Source organism: Streptomyces sp. CC228A (genome assembly GCF_021390935.1).
In the GTDB taxonomy this organism is placed as follows: Bacteria; Actinomycetota; Actinomycetes; order Streptomycetales; family Streptomycetaceae; genus Streptomyces.
On record NZ_JAJPUI010000011.1, the window covers coordinates 164,561 to 182,739 of the forward strand.

Genomic DNA, 18,179 nt, shown 5'->3' on the forward strand with positions numbered 1-18,179 from the left:
GCGTAGCATGACGAGGAATCGTCCGGTACCCCCCGCGGACTGGAACGGAAGGCCGTCGCCACGTGAATCCACCACCAGAACCCCGCCCCGCCCGGCTCACCGTCGGCGTCGTCGGCGCAGGCAGGGTCGGCCCCGCCCTGGCCGCGTCGCTGCAGCTCGCCGGCCACCGCCCCGTCGCGGTGTCGGGTGTGTCCGACGCGTCGCGGCGGCGCGCCGCGGAGCTGCTGCCGGGGGTGCCGGTCGTACCGCCGGCGCAGGTGCTGGAGCGGGCCGAGCTGGTGCTGCTGACCGTGCCGGACGACGTGCTGCCGGGACTGGTCGCGGGCCTGGCGGAGACCGGGGCCGTGCGGCCTGGTCAGCTGATCGTGCACACGTCGGGGCGGTTCGGGGCGGCGGTGCTCGATCCGGCGCGGCGCGCCGGAGGGCTGCCGCTGGCCCTGCACCCGGCGATGACGTTCACCGGGACGCGCGTCGACGTGGACCGGCTGGCCGGGTGCTCCTTCGGGGTCACCGCCCCGGAGGAACTGCGGCTGGCCGCCGAGGCCCTGGTCATCGAGATGGGCGGCGAGCCCGAGTGGGTCGCCGAGGAGTCCCGGCCGCTGTATCACGCGGCCCTCGCCCTGGGGGCCAACCACCTCGTCACCCTGGTGGCGCAGTCCATGGAACTGCTGCGCACCGCCGGTGTCGCGGCGCCCGACCGGATGCTCGGCCCGCTCCTGGGTGCCGCGCTGGACAACGCGCTGCGGTCCGGGGACGCCGCCCTGACCGGGCCCGTCGCGCGGGGCGACGCGGGGACGGTGGCCGCGCATGTGGCGGAGCTGCGCAAGCACGCGCCCGGCACCGTAGCGGGCTATCTCGCGATGGCCCGCACGACCGCCGACCGCGCACTCGCACACGGCCTGCTCAAGCCCGAGCTCGCCGAGGACCTGCTCGGCGTCCTCGCAGCTGACCAGAACACCGGGGCCCGCCCCGCCAGTGGCGACGACGACGGTGCGGAAGGAGACAGCAGCCGATGAGCCAGACGTCCTCCCACAGGACCGGAGCGTCCTCTTCCGGGACGTCTCCCCACGGGACCGGCGCGTCCTCCCACGGGACCGGCGCGTCCCACGGGACGCCCGCCTACGGGGCGTCGTCCTCCCACGGTCCCGCGACTCCGCCCGGAGGCACCGGAGGCACGGACCTCCCACGCCGCGCGCACGGTACGACGCCCGGCGCGACGGGGAAGGCACCCGGGCCGACGGCAGCCGCCACCTCCGCCTCGACGTCGACCGGAGCCGCGACGGCCTCGATAGGAGAGGCGTCGACGTCGACCGGAGCCGGGAGGGCCTCGACCCCGACCGTGACCGGAGCCGCGGCGTCGACCGCGGCCGGGGGCCGGAGCGCTGCCGGCGGGGGCGTGACCCTCGTCCGTACCCGGCAGGATCTGGACGGGTTCCTGGCCCGCGGCCGCGAGGAGGCCCGCACGGGCGAGACGGCTGGCGGCGGTGAGAAGGGCCGCTCCGGGGCCGGCCGGGTCGCGGTCGTGATGACCATGGGCGCGCTGCACGAGGGCCACGCCACCCTCGTGCGCACCGCCCGAAGCCACGTCGGGCACGACGGCGTCGTCGTCACCACCGTCTTCGTCAACCCGCTGCAGTTCGGCGCGGGTGAGGACCTGGACCGCTACCCGCGCACTCTCGACGCCGACATGCAGGTCGCCGCCGCGGCCGGCGCCGACGCGGTCTTCGCGCCGTCCGTCGAGGAGGTCTACCCGGGCGGGGAGCCGCAGGTCCGTATCGCGGCAGGCCCCATGGGGGAGCGCCTGGAGGGCGCGTCCAGGCCCGGGCACTTCGACGGGATGCTCACCGTCGTGGCCAAGCTGCTCCACCTGACCCGCCCCGACGCGGCGTTCTTCGGCCAGAAGGACGCCCAGCAGCTCGCTCTGATCCGCCGGATGGTGCGGGACCTGAACTTCCCCGTCGAGATCGTCGGCGTGCCGACCGTGCGGGAGGACGACGGTCTGGCGCTGTCGAGCCGCAACCGCTACCTGTCGTCGCCCGAGCGGCGCACCGCACTCGCGCTGTCCGCCGCGCTGTTCGCGGCCCGCGACCGGCTGGCCGCCCAGGAGGCCCTGCGCGCCCGTGCCGCCTCGGCGCCCGCCACGCAGAGCCGCGCCGACGCCCTGTCCCGGTTGGGCGAGTCCCGTGCGGCCGCCGACGCCCACGCGGTGGCGCAGGCCGCGCACGTGGCGGGTGGCGGCGCCCACGCGGTACGTGCCGCCGCCCGGGTCGTGCTGGACGAGGCGGCCCAGGCGGATCCGCCGCTCCGGTTGGACTACCTGGCGCTCGTGGACCCGTCCGACTTCACGGAGGTACGCGACGACCACACCGGCGAGGCGATCCTGGCCGTCGCCGCCCGGGTCGGTACCACGCGGCTCATCGACAACCTGCCGCTGACCTTCGGCCCGGGTATCGCACCGGCGCGAACCGGCGGCGAGGCCACCACCGTTGAGCCGCGCTCCGCCACCCCCGCCGCACCCGCCCACCCCGCCGATCATGCGGACCCCGTCGACCCCACCCGCCCCACCGACCACGGAGCCTCCGCATGACCGGTACCGGTATACGCCTCCAGGCCCCCGCACCGGGCTGGGCCATCGACGCGGACGTGGTCGTCGTCGGCTCCGGTGTGGCCGGGCTGACCGCCGCCCTGCGCTGCACGGCCACCGGACTCCGTACGGTCGTCGTCACCAAGGCGCGCCTCGACGACGGCTCCACCCGCTGGGCCCAGGGCGGTATCGCCGCCGCGCTCGGCGAGGGCGACACCCCTGGCCAGCACATGGACGACACGCTCGTCGCGGGTGCGGGGCTGTGCGACGAGGACGCCGTGCGCGCCCTGGTGACCGAGGGCCCGGACGCCGTGCGTCGGCTGATCGCCACCGGCGCCCGCTTCGACACGGACGACACCGGCACCATCGAGCTCACCCGCGAGGGCGGCCACCACCGGCGCCGTATCGCGCACGCGGGCGGTGACGCCACCGGTGCCGAGATATCCCGCGCTCTCGTCGACGCCGTGCGCGACCGGGCCGTGCGGACCATCGAGAACGCCCTCGTGCTCGACTTGCTGACCGACGCCGACGGCCGCACCGCGGGCGTCACCCTGCACGTCATGGGCGAGGGCCAGCACGACGGCGTCGGCGCCGTCCACGCCCCGGCCGTCGTCCTGGCCACCGGCGGCATGGGCCAGGTCTTCTCCGCGACCACCAACCCCGCGGTCTCCACCGGCGACGGCGTCGCGCTCGCCCTGCGTGCCGGGGCCGAGGTCAGCGACGTGGAGTTCGTCCAGTTCCACCCCACCGTCCTGTTCCTGGGACGGGACGCCGAGGGCCAGCAGCCACTGGTCTCCGAGGCGGTACGGGGAGAAGGCGCCCACCTCGTCGACGCGGACGGCGTCCGCTTCATGGTCGGGCAGCACGAGCTGGCCGAGCTCGCTCCGCGCGACATCGTCGCGAAGGGCATCATGCGGCGCATGCGGGAGCAGGGCGTCGACCACATGTACCTGGACGCGCGGCATTTCGGCGCGGCCATGTGGGAGTCACGCTTCCCGACGATCCTCGCCGCCTGCCGCACGCACGGGTACGACCCGGTGACGGAGCCCATCCCGGTGGCACCCGCCGCGCACTACGCCTCCGGCGGTGTCCGTACCGACCTGCGGGGACGGACGACCGTGCCGGGCCTCTACGCGTGCGGAGAGGTGGCCTGCACAGGTGTGCACGGGGCCAACCGCCTCGCCTCCAACAGCCTCCTCGAAGGACTCGTCTTCGCCGAGCGCATCGCCGACGACATCGCGGCGCACCGGGGGCGGGCCGGTGCGCCCGTCCCGCACCCCGCGCCCCGGGCGCTGCCCCTGCTCGCCCCGTCCAGCCGGTCCCGTATCCAGCACGTGATGACCGCGGGCGCCGGAGTGCTGCGTTCCGCCGCCAGCCTGGCGGCGGCCGCCGAGGCACTGGACGCCATCCACGCCGAGGCCGCGGGCGACACCGGTTCCGGTGAGCACAAGGCCGGTGTGCCGGGCGTCGAGTCCTGGGAGACCACCAACCTGCTGTGCGTCGCCCGGGTCCTGGTCGCCGCCGCCCGCCGCCGTGAGGAGACCCGCGGCTGCCACTGGCGGGAGGACCACCCCGACCGCGACGACGCGGCCTGGCGCCGCCACCTCGTCGTACGGCTGGAGCCGGACCGGAGCCTCGACGTCCGCGCCACCGCCACACACGACTTCCCTCCGACGGATGCGGACGCGGGCGCGGGCGCGGCCGGGCAGGCACCGGATGCCACGCGGGCGCCCGGAGCCGCAGAGGCCCGCACAGCCCCGGCGACACCCTCGACCACAGAGGCCCCCGCCGACGCAAGCGCACCAGCAGCCGTCAAACCAACCGAGGCCGCCGAGGCACCAGCAGCCACCGAGGCGACAGCAGCCGCCAAGGCGACAGCAGCCACCGAGGCACCAGCAGCCGCCAAGGCACCAGAAGCCGCAGCCGAAGCAGCCGCAGCCGAAGCGACCCCAGCCCCTACCACCCCCGCCGACGCCCCCAGGGAGCCCTGACCATGAGTACGCCCGAAAAACGCCCGCGGCCTGTGGACGTGCCCCTCATCAGCATCGGTGCCCCCGCCGCCACCGACGCGGGCGGCTGCGGCGACGGTTGCGGCTGCGCGGCGGGCGGCGACGGCGACGTGTACGAATGCGGGCTCGACCCCGTGCTGGCCGCGCTCCTCGCAGAGGCCGGGCTCGACCCCGTACTCGTCGAGGACGTGGCGTACCGGGCCGTCGAGGAGGACCTGGACGGCGGCGTGGACGTCACGACGGTCGCGACCGTTCCGGAGGACGCCGTCGCCACGGCCGACTTCACCGCCCGCGAGGCCGGGGTGGTCGCCGGCATCCACATCGCGGAGGCGGTGCTGTCCATCGTCTGCACCCATGAGTTCGAGGTGGAGCGGCACGTCGCCGACGGCGACCGCGTCGCGGCCGGACAGAAGCTGCTGTCCGTCACGGCCCGCACCCGCGACCTGCTGACCGGTGAGCGCAGCGCCCTCAACATCATGTGCCGCCTCTCCGGCATCGCCACCGCCACGCGCGCGTGGGCGGACGCCCTGGAGGGCTACAAGGCGAAGGTCCGCGACACCCGCAAGACCACCCCGGGCCTGCGCGCCCTGGAGAAGTACGCGGTGCGCTGCGGCGGCGGCGTCAACCACCGCATGTCGCTGTCCGACGCGGCCCTCGTCAAGGACAACCACGTCATCGCTGCGGGCGGCGTCGCCCAGGCGTTCAAGGCCGTACGGGAGCAGTTCCCCGACGTGCCGATCGAGGTGGAGGTCGACACCCTGCACCAGGTCCGCGAGGTCCTGGAGGCCGGCGCGGACCTGATCCTGCTGGACAACTTCACGCCCATGGAGACGGAGGAGGCCGTCGGGATCGTCGCCGGACGGGCCGTCCTGGAGTCCTCCGGCCGCCTCACGCTGGAGAATGCCGCCGCCTACGCCGCCACCGGTGTCGACTACCTCGCGGTGGGCGCGCTGACGCACTCGTCCCCGATCCTCGACATCGGCCTCGACCTGCGAGAGGCACGGAGCTGACCGATGCTGCTGACCATCGACGTCGGGAACACCCACACCGTGCTCGGCCTGTTCGACGGTGAGGAGATCGTCGAGCACTGGCGGATCTCCACGGACGCCCGCCGCACCGCCGACGAGCTCGCCGTCCTGCTCCAGGGCCTGATGGGCATGCACCCCCTCCTCGGGGACGAGCTCGGTGACGGCATCGACGGCATCGCGATCTGCTCCACCGTCCCGTCCGTCCTGCACGAGCTGCGGGACGTGACCCGGCGCTACTACGGCGACGTGCCGGCCGTACTGGTCGAGCCCGGCATCAAGACGGGCGTCCCGGTCCTCACGGACCACCCCAAGGAGGTCGGCGCGGACCGGATCGTCAACTCGGCGGCCGCGGTCGAGCTGTACGGCGGCCCGGCGATCGTCGTCGACTTCGGTACGGCGACGACGTTCGACGCGGTCAGCGCGCGCGGGGAGTACGTGGGCGGGGTGATCGCCCCCGGCATCGAGATCTCCGTCGAGGCCCTCGGCGTCCGCGGCGCGCAGCTCCGCAAGATCGAGGTGACCCGGCCCCGCGGGGTGATCGGCAAGAACACCGTCGAGGCGATGCAGTCGGGCATCATCTACGGCTTCGCGGGGCAGGTCGACGGGGTCGTCCAGCGCATGCGGCAGGAACTCGTCGGTCCCGGCGGCGACCCGTCCCAGGTCACCGTCATCGCGACCGGCGGGCTCGCGCCCATGGTCCTGGGGGAGTCCCGGCTGATCGACGAGCACGAGCCGTGGCTCACCCTGATCGGCCTCCGCCTGGTGTACGAGCGCAACGTGTCCCGTATGTGACCGCAGGCGCCTGCCCGGGACCGTCCCCGCGCCTCCGGCGTGAGGCGGCGGGTGCCTACCCGGGACCGTACCTACCCCCAGCGTCAGGCAGCGGGTGCCTACCCGGGCAGGCACCCACCCCCAGCGTCAGGCGGCGGGTGCCTGCCGGGCGCCGCGGACCCGTTCCCGTGCGCGGCCTGAGGTGGCGGGGGCTCACCCTGCATGGCCCCGCTCCCGCCACGGCCGACTCGCTCCCGCCCCCTGGCACTGCCTGCCCCGCCCTCGACCGCCCGCGCCTGCCGGTCGGTGCCCCGGTGGATCCGGTGCGCGCAACGGCGCCCGGACCCGCGTGCGTACCGCCGGGGCGGCGCCCTGGACAAGCTCAGGCCGCGCCGAGCACGGGCACCCCCACCCCGGAGGAGCACGGACCTGCCCCGGCCACGGGGACGGCGCCCTGGACAGGCCCACGCTGCGCCGAGCACGGACGCCCACCGCGGGCGGCCCCGCACGCCAACCCGCGCCGAGCACGGACCGCCCCCACCGCAGGCGGCCCCGCACGGCGCCCCGAGCCGAGCACGAATCGCCCATGGCAGGCGGCCCCGCACGGCACGCCGCGCCGAGCACGGACGCCCCCCACCGCGGGCGGCCTCCGCACGGCACGCCGCGCCGCTCACTACGGGCAAACCCGGCAATCAGCCCTTATTGTCGGATTATGCCCACGCCACACGGATCACGAGGCGGCCTTGCGTTCAGCGCGGACGAGCTGCGCGTCCTGCGCTGCGCCCTGGGTCATGCCCTCCACCCGACCCCGCTCGCCGACGAGGACGTCCGGGACTGCCTGCGCCTCGCCGCCGCCGTGGACGAGGCCGCCCGCGAGGGCCTGAGGCTGCGGGACTTCGTCCTGGCCGACCTGGCCCGCTACCGGGCCTCCCTGCCCGGCGCCGCGACCGGCTACCTCGACCTCCTCGGCGACGCCCTGGCCGCCGGGTACGACCCCCTCCCGGAGGATCTGGCCGCGCTGCGCAGCCTGCGCGGCAGGCCCGACGGCGCCGCCCTGCTGGCCCGCTGCCAGATGCTGGCGGAGCGGTCCGTGCGCGCCCGCCTGGCGGGCGGCACACGCCTGCGGCCGCGCCCTCCATCCCCGCCCCGGCGAACCCGCGCACCCGGCTGTACGTGCTCCAGGGCGGCCGCGGCGACGGGGAGCAGCAGCCCAAGCGGCCGTCGCAGCCGCAGCCGCCGAAACCCTCGTCCCCGGCGCCCGCCCAGCGGCCGGTGCCCAAGCCGTCCGAGGTGTTCCCGCCGCGCCGCCGCCCCGCGCCCAGCGCGCCCCCGCCGGAGAAGCGGGCCGCCGGGTAGCTACTCTGGAAGGCATGGACTACGTATCCGCGCTGCTGCCGCCCGTGGTGATGGCCATCCTCTTCACCGCCGTCATCGTGACGATCGTGAAGAGCCAGGGCGGCCCCAACAAGACGAAGGAGGACGCGGCCGTGGACGCCGCGTTCGCGCGCGCGGAGGCGGCGCGGCAGGCGGACGGCTCCGCGGAGGCGGGCAAGGCCTGAGCCGCTCCCCCCGTACGGGCTCAGATGAAGGGCGTACAGCGGCATTCGTCGCGGTGCGCCCTTTTTGTTACGTCAATGGGTGTTCGTCCGTGAAGATCCCACTATGGTGGCTGTGTGCCCCGTCAATTGGGAGAACTCGAAGACGCCGTCATGACGCGCGTCTGGCAATGGAACCGGCCCGTCACCGTTCGGGAAGTGCTGGAGGATCTGCACAAGGAACGGTCCATCGCCTACACGACGGTCATGACCGTGCTGGACAATCTCCATCAGAAGGGCTGGGTGCGCAGGGAAGTCGTCGGGCGCGCCTATCGATATACGGCCGTCTCCACGAGGGCCGCGTACTCGGCCGCACTGATGAACGAGGCATGGGCGCAGAGTGACAACCCGGCGGCCGCCCTCGTCGCCTTCTTCGGGATGATGTCGCCGGAGCAGCGGGAAGCGCTGAACGACGCCATCCGCATCGTGCAGCGCGACCCGCAGGAAGAACCCTCGGAAGGGGCCGCTCCGGCACGGTCGGAAGTACGGGAAGAAGGCACCGCGCAAGAGCCCCCGCAGTCCGGCGGGAACGGCGGGCAAACGGGCCCCGAAGGCCGGCCGCGAGATGACGCCGAAGGGCGGCCGGAAGCGGCGGCGGAAGCCCGGCCGGAAGAACCCGGGGAAGAACCGCTGGAAGAGCGCGCGGAACCCGCCGGGGAACGCGGCACTCCGGAACCGCGGGAACGCGCTTCGGCCGCCCCGGCAGAAGAGCGCGGCCGGGATCCTGGAACAGCGGGTTCCGCGATGTCTCCCGACGCTCTCCGCGGCGACGACTCCGGTGAGGCCGCCGACGGCGGGCCCGGTGGCGGGCGATAGCGTTCCCAGCCATGTCGTCGCCCACTCCGCCCGCACCTTCCGAGCCGACGCCTTCCGGCGCCTCGGTACCGGGACCTGAGCTCTCCGCAGAGCCGGGGGAATCCGCGGGGCCCGCACAGCCCGCGGGACCCGCTGGATCCGTAGAGCCCGCAGAAACCGCAGGACACGAACAGCCCGCAGGGCCGGTGCAGCCCGCGACGCCCGGGGAGCCCGTAGGGCCCGCGGCGTCGGCGGAGCCCGTACCGCCCGCGGGGCCTGCCGGGGCCTTCGAGGCCGCAGGCGCTGCGGAGCCCTCTGAGACCGCCAGGCCCTCTGAGACCGCCACGCCCTCCGAGCCGGCCCCGCAGCCTCCGCCGGTGTCTCCGCAGCCTGCCCCGGATTCCCGGCGATCCCCGTCTCCCGCGGCCGGTGGGCCGGGAGCCGGGACCGGTGGCGGGAGAGAGGCCGCGGTCGGGGCCGCGGCCGGGGTGGCGGTCGGGCGGAACGCGGACGCCGGGCGCTCACCGTCCGGTGCGAAAGCCGTCACCATCCGCCGGGCGCGGACCGCCGACGTGCCCGCGGTGCGGCGGCTCGTCGATCCCTACGTGTCCCGCGGCATCCTTCTCGACAAAGCCACGGTCACCCTTTACGAGGACATCCAGGAGTTCTGGGTCGCGGAACGGGACGAGGACGGGGCCGTCGTCGGTTGCGGAGCACTCCACGTGATGTGGGAAGATCTCGCCGAAGTGCGCACCCTTGCCGTCGATCCCGACTTCAAGGGTGCGGGCATCGGCCACCAGGTGCTGGACAAGTTGCTGTACACCGCCCGTTGGCTCGGGGTGCGCCGGGTATTCTGCCTGACCTTCGAAGTGGACTTCTTCGCGAAGCACGGCTTCGTCGAGATCGGCGAGACCCCCGTCGCCGGAGATGTCTACGCCGAGCTCCTGCGTTCCTATGACGAGGGCGTCGCCGAGTTCCTCGGTCTCGAACGGGTGAAGCCGAACACCTTGGGTAACAGCCGGATGCTTCTGCACCTGTGATCCTTCCGCCCCTCGCGATCCCTATGTCCGAATCGCGTATGTTTCCCGCTCCGCCGGGCATCTGAACCTGCTCCGGGGGTTTGTGTTTTCCGGGGAAAAGCGGTTTCCTTTCCGCGTACTGCTTTTTCGATGAAAGGAAATCCGGTGGCACAGAAGGTTCAGGTCCTTCTTGTCGACGACCTCGACGGCGGCGAGGCGGACGAGACGGTGACGTTCGCTCTGGACGGCAAGACCTACGAGATCGACCTCACCACCGCCAACGCGGACAAGCTCCGCGGCCTGCTGGAGCCGTACACCAAGAGCGGCCGGCGCACCGGCGGCCGTACCGCCGGCACCCGCGGCAAGGGCCGCGCCGCCTCCGCCGGCAGCCCGGACACGGCGAAGATCCGTGCCTGGGCCAAGGAGAACGGTTACAACGTGAACGACCGCGGCCGCGTCCCGGCGGAGATCAAGCAGGCCTACGAGGACGCCAACCGCTGAGTGGCCTCCCGACGCCGGGCGCTCGCGGCGAGGAGCCGGTGCCGGTGGCACTCCGCCGCCGCCACGGCGACCAGCCGCACCAGCCCGGGGCCCTCGGAGCCGTACGCACCGGGTGACGGGCGCCCTGGAAGGGCGGTCATGCCCGGGAGCGTGGGCTCCACCTCGTGTCCCGGCACGGGCGCCCGCAGCCACACGGTGGTGCCGGGCGCAGCCGAACCGTTCCACCCAGGGGGAGCAGGTGCGGGCATACGGCCGTCCGCTCCCCACGCGGCCAGGTCCAGGTCCACGCCGCTCCACTCCAGCCAGTCGAGCAGGCCGGGCAGCTCCTCGGCGCTGCCCGCGGCCACGAGCACCCGCACGCGGTTCCGGCAGCCCGAGAGTGCGACCGGGCCCCGGCCTCCGGGGAGGCGGGCCAGGGCGGCCAGACCGGCGGCGGCCGGCAGGTCCAGGACGTCGAAGCGCAGCCCGGTCGCCAGCCACGCCTCGGGTGCCGCCGCAGGGCCGGCGCCCCCATCTGCGCCGTGGAGGCAGCCGGCAGGGGTACGGCCGCCGTTCCCGGGGACGTCCCGGTCCGGCGGGCCCGCCGCGGACAGGTCCCCGGCGGGGCGCGCACCGCAGGCGGGGCAGTGCGCCGCGTGACCCCGTGACGGGCCGGTCGGGCCGTCGCCGCGGGGCGGACCGCTCCGGGAGCCGCCGTGGACCGAGGGCTCCTGCGGCGACGCGCACCCAGCGGGGGCCGGGACCGCGGCCCAGCCCAACCGGGTCTCGTACCAGCGCGCGACCTCCCGGGCGTCCGGGACGGCCGGCGCCCCATCGGCGGCCGGGCGGGGCGCGGGGAGGGTGAAGGCCATGCCGGGGGAACTCCCGCCGCACCGCGAGAGTTACGCACAGTACGAGCCCGATTGCACGTGGTGATCAAGGGGTGATGGGTGGACGGATGCGGCAACGCAAGGATGTTCGCCCGTAGCTGAGGCGACGGGGGTGTGCCGCATGGACTGTCACTGCTTACGGGTAAGACATTCCTAGTGGGGAGGGGCGACACGCACGGGTGGACGGCTTTCCGTTCGCCATCGGCGTACTGCGGGTCCGGGTATCTGCCTGGCCTGCGGGAACATCGTCTCGCACCATCGGGTTGGAGCAGTTGTCGGCGTTCGGGGTCAGGAGGCCATCGAGGGTGTCGGCAGTTGGAATGAGCGGTCCCCGCTTGCGGGACTAAGCTGCGGAAGGACAGGGAGGGGACCGACCCCTTACTGCCTGACCGCTCTGAGGAGCGATTAACGATGTTCGAGAGGTTCACCGACCGCGCGCGGCGGGTTGTCGTCCTGGCTCAGGAAGAAGCCCGGATGCTCAACCACAACTACATCGGCACCGAGCACATCCTCCTGGGCCTGATCCACGAGGGTGAAGGTGTCGCCGCAAAGGCCCTGGAGAGCCTCGGCATTTCGCTTGAGGCGGTCCGCCAGCAGGTGGAGGAGATCATCGGCCAGGGCCAGCAGGCCCCGTCCGGCCACATCCCCTTCACGCCCCGTGCCAAGAAGGTCCTGGAGCTGTCGCTCCGCGAGGCCCTTCAGCTCGGCCACAACTACATCGGCACCGAGCACATCCTGCTCGGCCTGATCCGCGAGGGCGAGGGCGTCGCCGCCCAGGTCCTCGTGAAGCTGGGCGCCGATCTCAACCGGGTGCGGCAGCAGGTCATCCAGCTGCTCTCCGGCTACTCCACGGGCAAGGAGACCGCCACCGCCGGCGGTCCCGCCGAGGGCACGCCCTCGACGTCGCTCGTGCTCGACCAGTTCGGCCGGAACCTCACCCAGGCCGCTCGCGAGTCCAAGCTCGACCCCGTCATCGGGCGCGAGAAGGAGATCGAGCGGGTCATGCAGGTGCTGTCCCGCCGCACCAAGAACAACCCCGTGCTCATCGGTGAGCCCGGCGTCGGCAAGACGGCGGTCGTCGAGGGCCTGGCGCAGGCCATCGTCAAGGGCGAGGTCCCCGAGACCCTCAAGGACAAGCACCTCTACACCCTGGACCTGGGCGCGCTCGTCGCCGGCTCCCGGTACCGCGGTGACTTCGAGGAGCGCCTGAAGAAGGTGCTCAAGGAGATCCGCACCCGCGGCGACATCATCCTGTTCATCGACGAGCTCCACACCCTCGTGGGTGCGGGTGCCGCCGAGGGCGCCATCGACGCGGCGTCCATCCTGAAGCCGATGCTCGCCCGCGGTGAGCTCCAGACCATCGGCGCCACGACGCTCGACGAGTACCGCAAGTACCTGGAGAAGGACGCGGCGCTGGAGCGCCGTTTCCAGCCGATCCAGGTCGCGGAGCCGTCGCTGCCGCACACCATCGAGATCCTCAAGGGTCTGCGCGACCGTTACGAGGCCCACCACCGGGTCTCCATCACGGACGAGGCCCTCGTGCAGGCGGCCACCCTGGCCGACCGGTACATCTCGGACCGCTTCCTGCCGGACAAGGCGATCGACCTGATCGACGAGGCCGGCTCCCGGATGCGCATCCGCCGGATGACCGCGCCGCCGGACCTCCGCGAGTTCGACGAGAAGATCGCGGGTGTCCGCCGCGACAAGGAGTCCGCGATCGACGCGCAGGACTTCGAGAAGGCCGCCTCCCTCCGCGACAAGGAGAAGCAGCTCCTCGCCGCGAAGGCCAAGCGGGAGAAGGAGTGGAAGGCCGGCGACATGGACGTCGTCGCCGAGGTCGACGGCGAGCTGATCGCCGAGGTCCTCGCGACCGCCACCGGCATTCCCGTCTTCAAGCTGACGGAGGAGGAGTCCTCCCGCCTGCTCCGCATGGAGGACGAGCTCCACAAGCGCGTCATCGGCCAGGAAGACGCCATCAAGGCCCTGTCGCAGGCCATCCGCCGTACGCGGGCCGGCCTCAAGGACCCGAAGCGTCCCGGTGGCTCGTTCATCTTCGCCGGCCCGTCCGGTGTCGGTAAGACCGAGCTGTCCAAGACGCTCGCCGAGTTCCTGTTCGGCGACGAGGACGCGATGATCTCCCTCGACATGTCGGAGTTCAGCGAGAAGCACACCGTCTCGCGGCTGTTCGGCTCCCCGCCCGGATACGTGGGCTACGAGGAGGGCGGCCAGCTGACGGAGAAGGTGCGCCGCAAGCCGTTCTCCGTGGTCCTGTTCGACGAGGTCGAGAAGGCCCACCCGGACATCTTCAACTCGCTGCTGCAGATCCTGGAAGACGGCCGCCTGACCGACTCCCAGGGCCGGGTCGTCGACTTCAAGAACACCGTCATCATCATGACGACCAACCTCGGCACCCGGGACATCTCCAAGGGCTTCAACCTGGGCTTCGCCGCCCAGGGCGACGTCAAGACCGGGTACGAGCGGATGAAGGCCAAGGTCAACGAGGAGCTGAAGCAGCACTTCCGCCCCGAGTTCCTGAACCGTGTCGACGACACCGTCGTCTTCCACCAGCTCAGCCAGGACGACATCATCCAGATCGTCGACCTGATGATCGCCAAGGTGGACGAGCGGCTGAAGGACCGCGACATGGGCATCGAGCTCAGCCAGGACGCGAAGATCCTCCTGGCCAAGCGCGGTTACGACCCGGTGCTGGGCGCGCGTCCGCTGCGCCGCACGATCCAGCGCGAGATCGAGGACGTGCTGTCGGAGAAGATCCTCTTCGGCGAGCTGCGCCCCGGTCACATCGTGGTCGTGGACACCGAGGGCGAGGGTGGGGAGAAGAAGTTCACCTTCCGCGGTGAGGAGAAGTCCGCGCTCCCCGACGTTCCGCCCATCGAGGCGGCCGGCGGACCTGGGCCGAACCTCTCCAAGGACGCGTAGCTGCTGCGCATGGCGTGAGCGGTGACTGAGGGCGCCCCCTCGGACCGAATGCGGTCCGAGGGGGCGCTTTCATGTCCGCGTACGCCCTGCGGGCAGCTGACTGGGCGATGAGGCGGCCCCAGGGCCTTGCAGGGGCCTCCTGCCCGGTGAGGCGCCCCCGGAGGGCCCGCCCCCGAAGGCCCTCGAAGTCGTGTCCTCGCCTATCCGGCCCTTAGGGACACGGCCCCGTGTGCGGGCTCTTGCCGTAGCGCCGGACCTGCGGGAGGCCGGGGGCCCGGCAGCCCGGCGCGGGGCGGTCGCGCCGAGGCGGGCCACCCGACCGGGGCCGGCCCGCCGGCTCCCCGGCATGACCCGCACACGGGCGGCGTCCCGCCGGTTGCCGACACAGACCGTGCCGGCTTCTGCCCGCCCTCTGGTGCCGGGGCAGCTCCCACACAGGCACCCCCTGCTCCAGGGGCAACGTACGCGGCCGGACCCGACCCCGACACCCACCCCGCCGCGAACGGCGCCGCGGCCCATACGGCGGCTCACCTTCACCGCCGCCCCTTCCAGGACGGCCCCTCGACTCACACGCTCGCCTCAGCTCCCATGCCCACCCGTCCCAGACTGCCCGGGCGCGGGTGCGGCCTCCTGTCCTCAGTGGCACCCCGACGTGCCGAAGTCGCCCGCGTCCACCATCGCGCCGTCGTTGCCGACCTTCCACGGTCGGCCGGTTCGCGCGTCCTGCGGCTTGAGGGTGAGGGACACCCGGTGGGTTCGGCCCGGGGCGCGGGTGTCGTCCGTGCCCGCCTCCACCACCCACGCCTTGGCCCGTGTCGCGCCGGTGACCTCCCTGCGGAGTTCGATGGTGAACTCCATCTCGATGTCGCCCATCTCGAAGGACACCGGCTGCCCGGTCGCGCGCTGCGCGGCCTCCAGGAGCTGGTCGCGTACGGCAGCGATGGCGTCGGCCAGTTCTATGTCGGTGGTGTCGGTCATGGCCGGACCGTAACGGGTGCGCGGAGGTGGCGGAGCGGGTTCCGGACATCCGGTCGCGCGCCCGCGGGACGGAGATCAAGAGGGCCGCGTTGCGTGACAAGCCGCACAGGGCATTTCGGACGTACTAGCGGCAATAGTGAAGCGTCGAGGCGTTGAGGGTCGTCGAGCGCGGCCGGCGGAGGCTCTGCGCGCGTAGACCGCCCCGAGGGCGCGAGGGGGTTCCGTGGCTTGGGGGGTCGACAGGCGCTTCCGGCCTTGGGTCCATGGGGTGGGTGTCCCTTTTGATGCCGTTTAGGGAGGTGTGGGCGGCGCGGGCGTCATCCGTCAAGTGTCCCCGTCACAGGGGTCTGCCTACGGCCATGCTTCGTAGATGGGGTGTTTGGGACAGGCCGGGAGAAGCCGGTACCAAGGATGACCAGACGCCCGGCGCACCGCTCGCGCCGGGTCGCTTCTTGCCTGAGTCCCCGAGCCCGGAGGTTCCCCCGTATGTCGCAGCGCGCCAAGCATTCCGCCCGTACCGCCGTCGTCGCCCTCGCCGCCGCCGGCATCGGGGGCGCGGCCGTGGTCGGTGCCGGTGCGTCGGCCGCCGCGGCCGAGCCGCGGGTGGCCCCGCTCACCGTCAGCACCTCCGCCGCCGTCGCCGCGCAGGCCGAGTCCCTCGCCAAGGGCGCCGCCGAGGCGAAGGCGGCGCAGGCCAAGGCCGCCGCCGCGAAGAAGGCGGCCGCGAAGAAGGCTGCCGCCGCCAAGGCCGCCGCGGCGAAGAAGGCCGCGGCGAAGAAGGCCGTGGACTGGGTCAAGCCCGTCTCCGGCTACAAGCTGACCGCCAGCTTCAACCAGGGCGGCGCCATGTGGACGAACAAGCACTCCGGCCAGGACTTCGCCGTGCCGGTCGGCACCCCGGTCAAGGCCGTCCACGGCGGCACCGTCGTGAAGGCCGGCCCCAACGGCGGCGGTGACGGCCCGGCGTACGGGAACGCCGTCGTGATCAAGCACGGTAACGGCACGTACTCCCAGTACGCCCACCTGTCGAAGATCAAGGTCAAGGTGGGTGCGAAGGTGAAGACGGGCCAGCTCATCGCCCACTCCGGCAACACCGGCAACTCCTCCGGCCCCCACCTGCACTTCGAGATCCGTACGACCCCGAACTACGGCTCCTCGGTGAACCCGGCCAGCTTCCTCCGGTCCGAGGGCGTCAGCATCTGACACCCCGGGGGCGTCGGCAGTTGACCGTCGGGCCCCGGATCCCGTGACACCTTTCGCGCCCGCACGGCCCCGGACACTTCCCCGGGCCGTGCGGGCGCGTGACACTTCCCCGGGCCGTGCGGGCGCGCGACACTTCGCGGGGCCGTGCGCCACCTGAGATCCGCGAGACCGCTGGAGCCCCGTGGTGCGGCCCGGCCGCGGCCCCTCGGGTCACGGCTCCTCGGGGAACCTGATCATCGGGAAGCTGCCGGTGCTGGTGGGGGCGTGCTCCGGCAGCCACAGCACGGCGATGGCCCCTCCGGCCTCACCCGCACCCCCGGCGACATCCCCGCCCCCGAGGGCACCTGCGCCCCCGACGGCACCCGTGCCGCTGGGGGCGTGCGGCATCCCGGTGGCTTCCGCAGGCACGGGGGCGCCCGGGCCCCCGGGCAGCGCCGAGCCGCCCCGGCCCTCCGGGGCGCCCGGGGCCGCCGCGGCCGCCGTGCCGTCCGGCGCCGCCGCGTTGCGGAAGGTGAGCCGCGCACCGAGCACCCGCGCCTGGCCCGCGGCGATGGTCAACCCCAGGCCGTGGCCGGCGCCCGCGCGGTCGCTCGCGCCCGTACGGAACCGGCTCGGCCCCTCGCGCAGCAGCGCCTCGGGGAAACCCGGCCCGTGGTCGCGCACCCGCAGCACCCGCCCCTCGACGGTGACCTCGATCGGCGGCTTGCCGTACTTCGCGGCGTTCGTCAGGAGGTTGCCGAGGATCCGCTCCAGGCGGCGGGGGTCGGTGTTCACCCACGACTCGTGCACCACGCGCACCTCGGCGTCAGGGTTCAGCAGGGCCACGCGGCGGGCGACGAACTCGCCCAGCGCGATCTCCTGGAGCTCGGCCCGCTCCGACGCGCTGTCCAGCCGCGCCACCTCCAGCACGTCCTCCACCAGGGTGCGCATCGCCCGCGCCCGGTCCCGCACCAGCTCGGTCGGTCGCCCGGGCGGCAGCAGCTCCGCGGCCGTGAGCAGTCCGGTGACGGGCGTGCGCAGCTCGTGCGCGATGTCGGCGGTGACCCGGCGCTCCGCCTCGATCCGCTCGTTGAGGGCGTCGGTCAGCGCGTCCACCGCCCGGGCCAGCTCGTCCGTCTCGTCCCGTACGACCCCGCCGATCGCCTCACGGACGCGCACGTCGGTGTTGCCCTGGGCGACCTTCCCGGCGGCGGTGGCGGCCTTGCGCAGCCGGCGGGAGAGCCGCCCGCCGATCAGCACGCCGAGCGCGGACCCCCCGAACACGACGGAGACCGAACCGACGATCAGCGCCTCGTCGAGCCGCTTCATGATCGTCGCACTGCGGTCCGGGTAAGGAGTGTGCAGCGACATGACGTCGCCGTTGGCGAGCGGGACCGCCGCCCACACCTCCGGCGGTGCGCCGCCCTTCTCCTCGTGCACGTACGTCCCGTACCGCCCCTCCCGCATGAGCCGGTCGAGTGCGGGCGGCAGCGCGGGGTCGTTCAGCTTCGTGCCCCACTTGGGCTTCTGGTCCTTGGGCTTCGACAGCTCGTACATCCGCTGGGCGAGCTTCAGCCGTTCCAGCTGCACGTCTCTGGCGCTGTCCAGCATCGAGACACGGGCCGCGTTGTGGACGATCAGGCTGAGGGTCGCCGCGACCAGGGCGCCCACCGCCGCGATGGCGAGGGCGATCTTCCAGCGGACGCCGGTGCGCAGGGCGGGTGGCTTCATGGCGGTGCGGGGTCCTGTCGGTGCGGTGCGGTGCGGTGCGTATGGGCTGGGCGGGCCGGGCGGGCGGTGCAGGCGATGGTGGTCAGGCGGCCTGGTGGTCAGGCGGCCTGGTGGTCAGCCGGCGCGGCGGTCAGGCGGCGGTACGGGGCGGAGTGCGGCGGCCGCCGCCGAGACCGGGGC

The 18,179-nt window shown here is 73.3% G+C and carries 14 protein-coding genes and 1 pseudogene; 12 read left to right on the plus strand and 3 right to left on the minus strand.

Features of this window, described 5'->3' with window-relative positions; genetic code table 11:
• The first annotated feature begins 62 nt into the window (after positions 1 to 62).
• The 10 genes and pseudogenes from L6E17_RS26780 to L6E17_RS26825 all read left to right on the plus strand — a co-directional run bounded on the left by L6E17_RS26780 (position 63) and on the right by L6E17_RS26825 (position 10,302).
• Positions 63 to 1,016, plus strand: coding sequence for a Rossmann-like and DUF2520 domain-containing protein (locus tag L6E17_RS26780; protein ID WP_236243254.1), 954 nt, complete (start codon positions 63 to 65; stop codon positions 1,014 to 1,016).
• Positions 1,017 to 1,435: 419 nt separating this feature from the next.
• Positions 1,436 to 2,587: a pantoate--beta-alanine ligase gene (gene panC, locus L6E17_RS26785; RefSeq protein WP_236243295.1), complete on the plus strand. Its 1,152-nt coding sequence runs from the start codon at positions 1,436 to 1,438 to the stop codon at positions 2,585 to 2,587.
• Positions 2,584 to 4,575 (plus strand): L-aspartate oxidase, encoded by a 1,992-nt coding sequence (locus tag L6E17_RS26790; protein WP_236243255.1) that lies wholly within the window; start codon positions 2,584 to 2,586, stop codon positions 4,573 to 4,575. Before panC ends, L6E17_RS26790 begins: the two co-directional genes overlap by 4 nt.
• Before the next feature lie 2 nt (positions 4,576 to 4,577).
• The gene (gene nadC / locus L6E17_RS26795; RefSeq protein WP_236243256.1) at positions 4,578 to 5,603 is read left to right on the plus strand and encodes a carboxylating nicotinate-nucleotide diphosphorylase; all 1,026 of its coding nucleotides are present in this window, start codon (positions 4,578 to 4,580) and stop codon (positions 5,601 to 5,603) included.
• Between the two features lie 3 nt (positions 5,604 to 5,606).
• Positions 5,607 to 6,413, plus strand: a complete 807-nt coding sequence (locus L6E17_RS26800; protein WP_236243257.1) for a type III pantothenate kinase — start codon at positions 5,607 to 5,609, stop codon at positions 6,411 to 6,413.
• Between the two features lie 691 nt (positions 6,414 to 7,104).
• Positions 7,105 to 7,748, plus strand: a pseudogene (locus L6E17_RS26805) (hypothetical protein).
• A gap of 14 nt (positions 7,749 to 7,762) precedes the next feature.
• Entirely contained in the window at positions 7,763 to 7,951 is a 189-nt protein-coding gene (locus tag L6E17_RS26810; RefSeq protein WP_236243258.1) for a hypothetical protein, read from the plus strand.
• Positions 7,952 to 8,101: 150 nt separating this feature from the next.
• Positions 8,102 to 8,803 carry a BlaI/MecI/CopY family transcriptional regulator gene (locus L6E17_RS26815; protein WP_236243259.1) on the plus strand — a complete coding sequence of 234 codons (702 nt, stop codon included), beginning with the start codon at positions 8,102 to 8,104 and terminating at the stop codon, positions 8,801 to 8,803.
• A 467-nt stretch (positions 8,804 to 9,270) separates the two neighbouring features.
• The gene (locus L6E17_RS26820; RefSeq protein ID WP_236243260.1) at positions 9,271 to 9,822 is read left to right on the plus strand and encodes an amino-acid N-acetyltransferase; all 552 of its coding nucleotides are present in this window, start codon (positions 9,271 to 9,273) and stop codon (positions 9,820 to 9,822) included.
• 144 nt (positions 9,823 to 9,966) lie between these two features.
• Positions 9,967 to 10,302, plus strand: coding sequence for an Lsr2 family protein (locus tag L6E17_RS26825; RefSeq protein ID WP_236243261.1), 336 nt, complete (start codon positions 9,967 to 9,969; stop codon positions 10,300 to 10,302).
• Here the strand turns inward: L6E17_RS26825 and L6E17_RS30735 are convergent.
• Entirely contained in the window at positions 10,281 to 10,895 is a 615-nt protein-coding gene (locus L6E17_RS30735; RefSeq protein WP_374109155.1) for an SCO3374 family protein, read from the minus strand. The genes L6E17_RS26825 and L6E17_RS30735 overlap by 22 nt on opposite strands.
• A gap of 687 nt (positions 10,896 to 11,582) precedes the next feature.
• On the opposite strand from L6E17_RS30735, the gene L6E17_RS26835 reads away from it, so the two are divergent.
• Positions 11,583 to 14,108, plus strand: coding sequence for an ATP-dependent Clp protease ATP-binding subunit (locus L6E17_RS26835; RefSeq protein ID WP_236243262.1), 2,526 nt, complete (start codon positions 11,583 to 11,585; stop codon positions 14,106 to 14,108).
• Between the two features lie 636 nt (positions 14,109 to 14,744).
• Here L6E17_RS26835 and L6E17_RS26840 read toward each other — a convergent pair.
• Positions 14,745 to 15,086: a trypco2 family protein gene (locus L6E17_RS26840; RefSeq protein ID WP_236243263.1), complete on the minus strand. Its 342-nt coding sequence runs from the start codon at positions 15,084 to 15,086 to the stop codon at positions 14,745 to 14,747.
• Between the two features lie 486 nt (positions 15,087 to 15,572).
• Between L6E17_RS26840 and L6E17_RS26845 the strand changes: the two genes are divergently transcribed.
• Positions 15,573 to 16,289 carry a M23 family metallopeptidase gene (locus tag L6E17_RS26845; RefSeq protein ID WP_236243264.1) on the plus strand — a complete coding sequence of 239 codons (717 nt, stop codon included), beginning with the start codon at positions 15,573 to 15,575 and terminating at the stop codon, positions 16,287 to 16,289.
• A gap of 210 nt (positions 16,290 to 16,499) precedes the next feature.
• Here the strand turns inward: L6E17_RS26845 and cseC are convergent, their stop codons facing one another.
• Positions 16,500 to 17,999, minus strand: a complete 1,500-nt coding sequence (cseC, locus tag L6E17_RS26850; protein ID WP_236243265.1) for a two-component system sensor histidine kinase CseC — start codon at positions 17,997 to 17,999, stop codon at positions 16,500 to 16,502.
• Between the last annotated feature and the right edge of the window lie 180 nt (positions 18,000 to 18,179).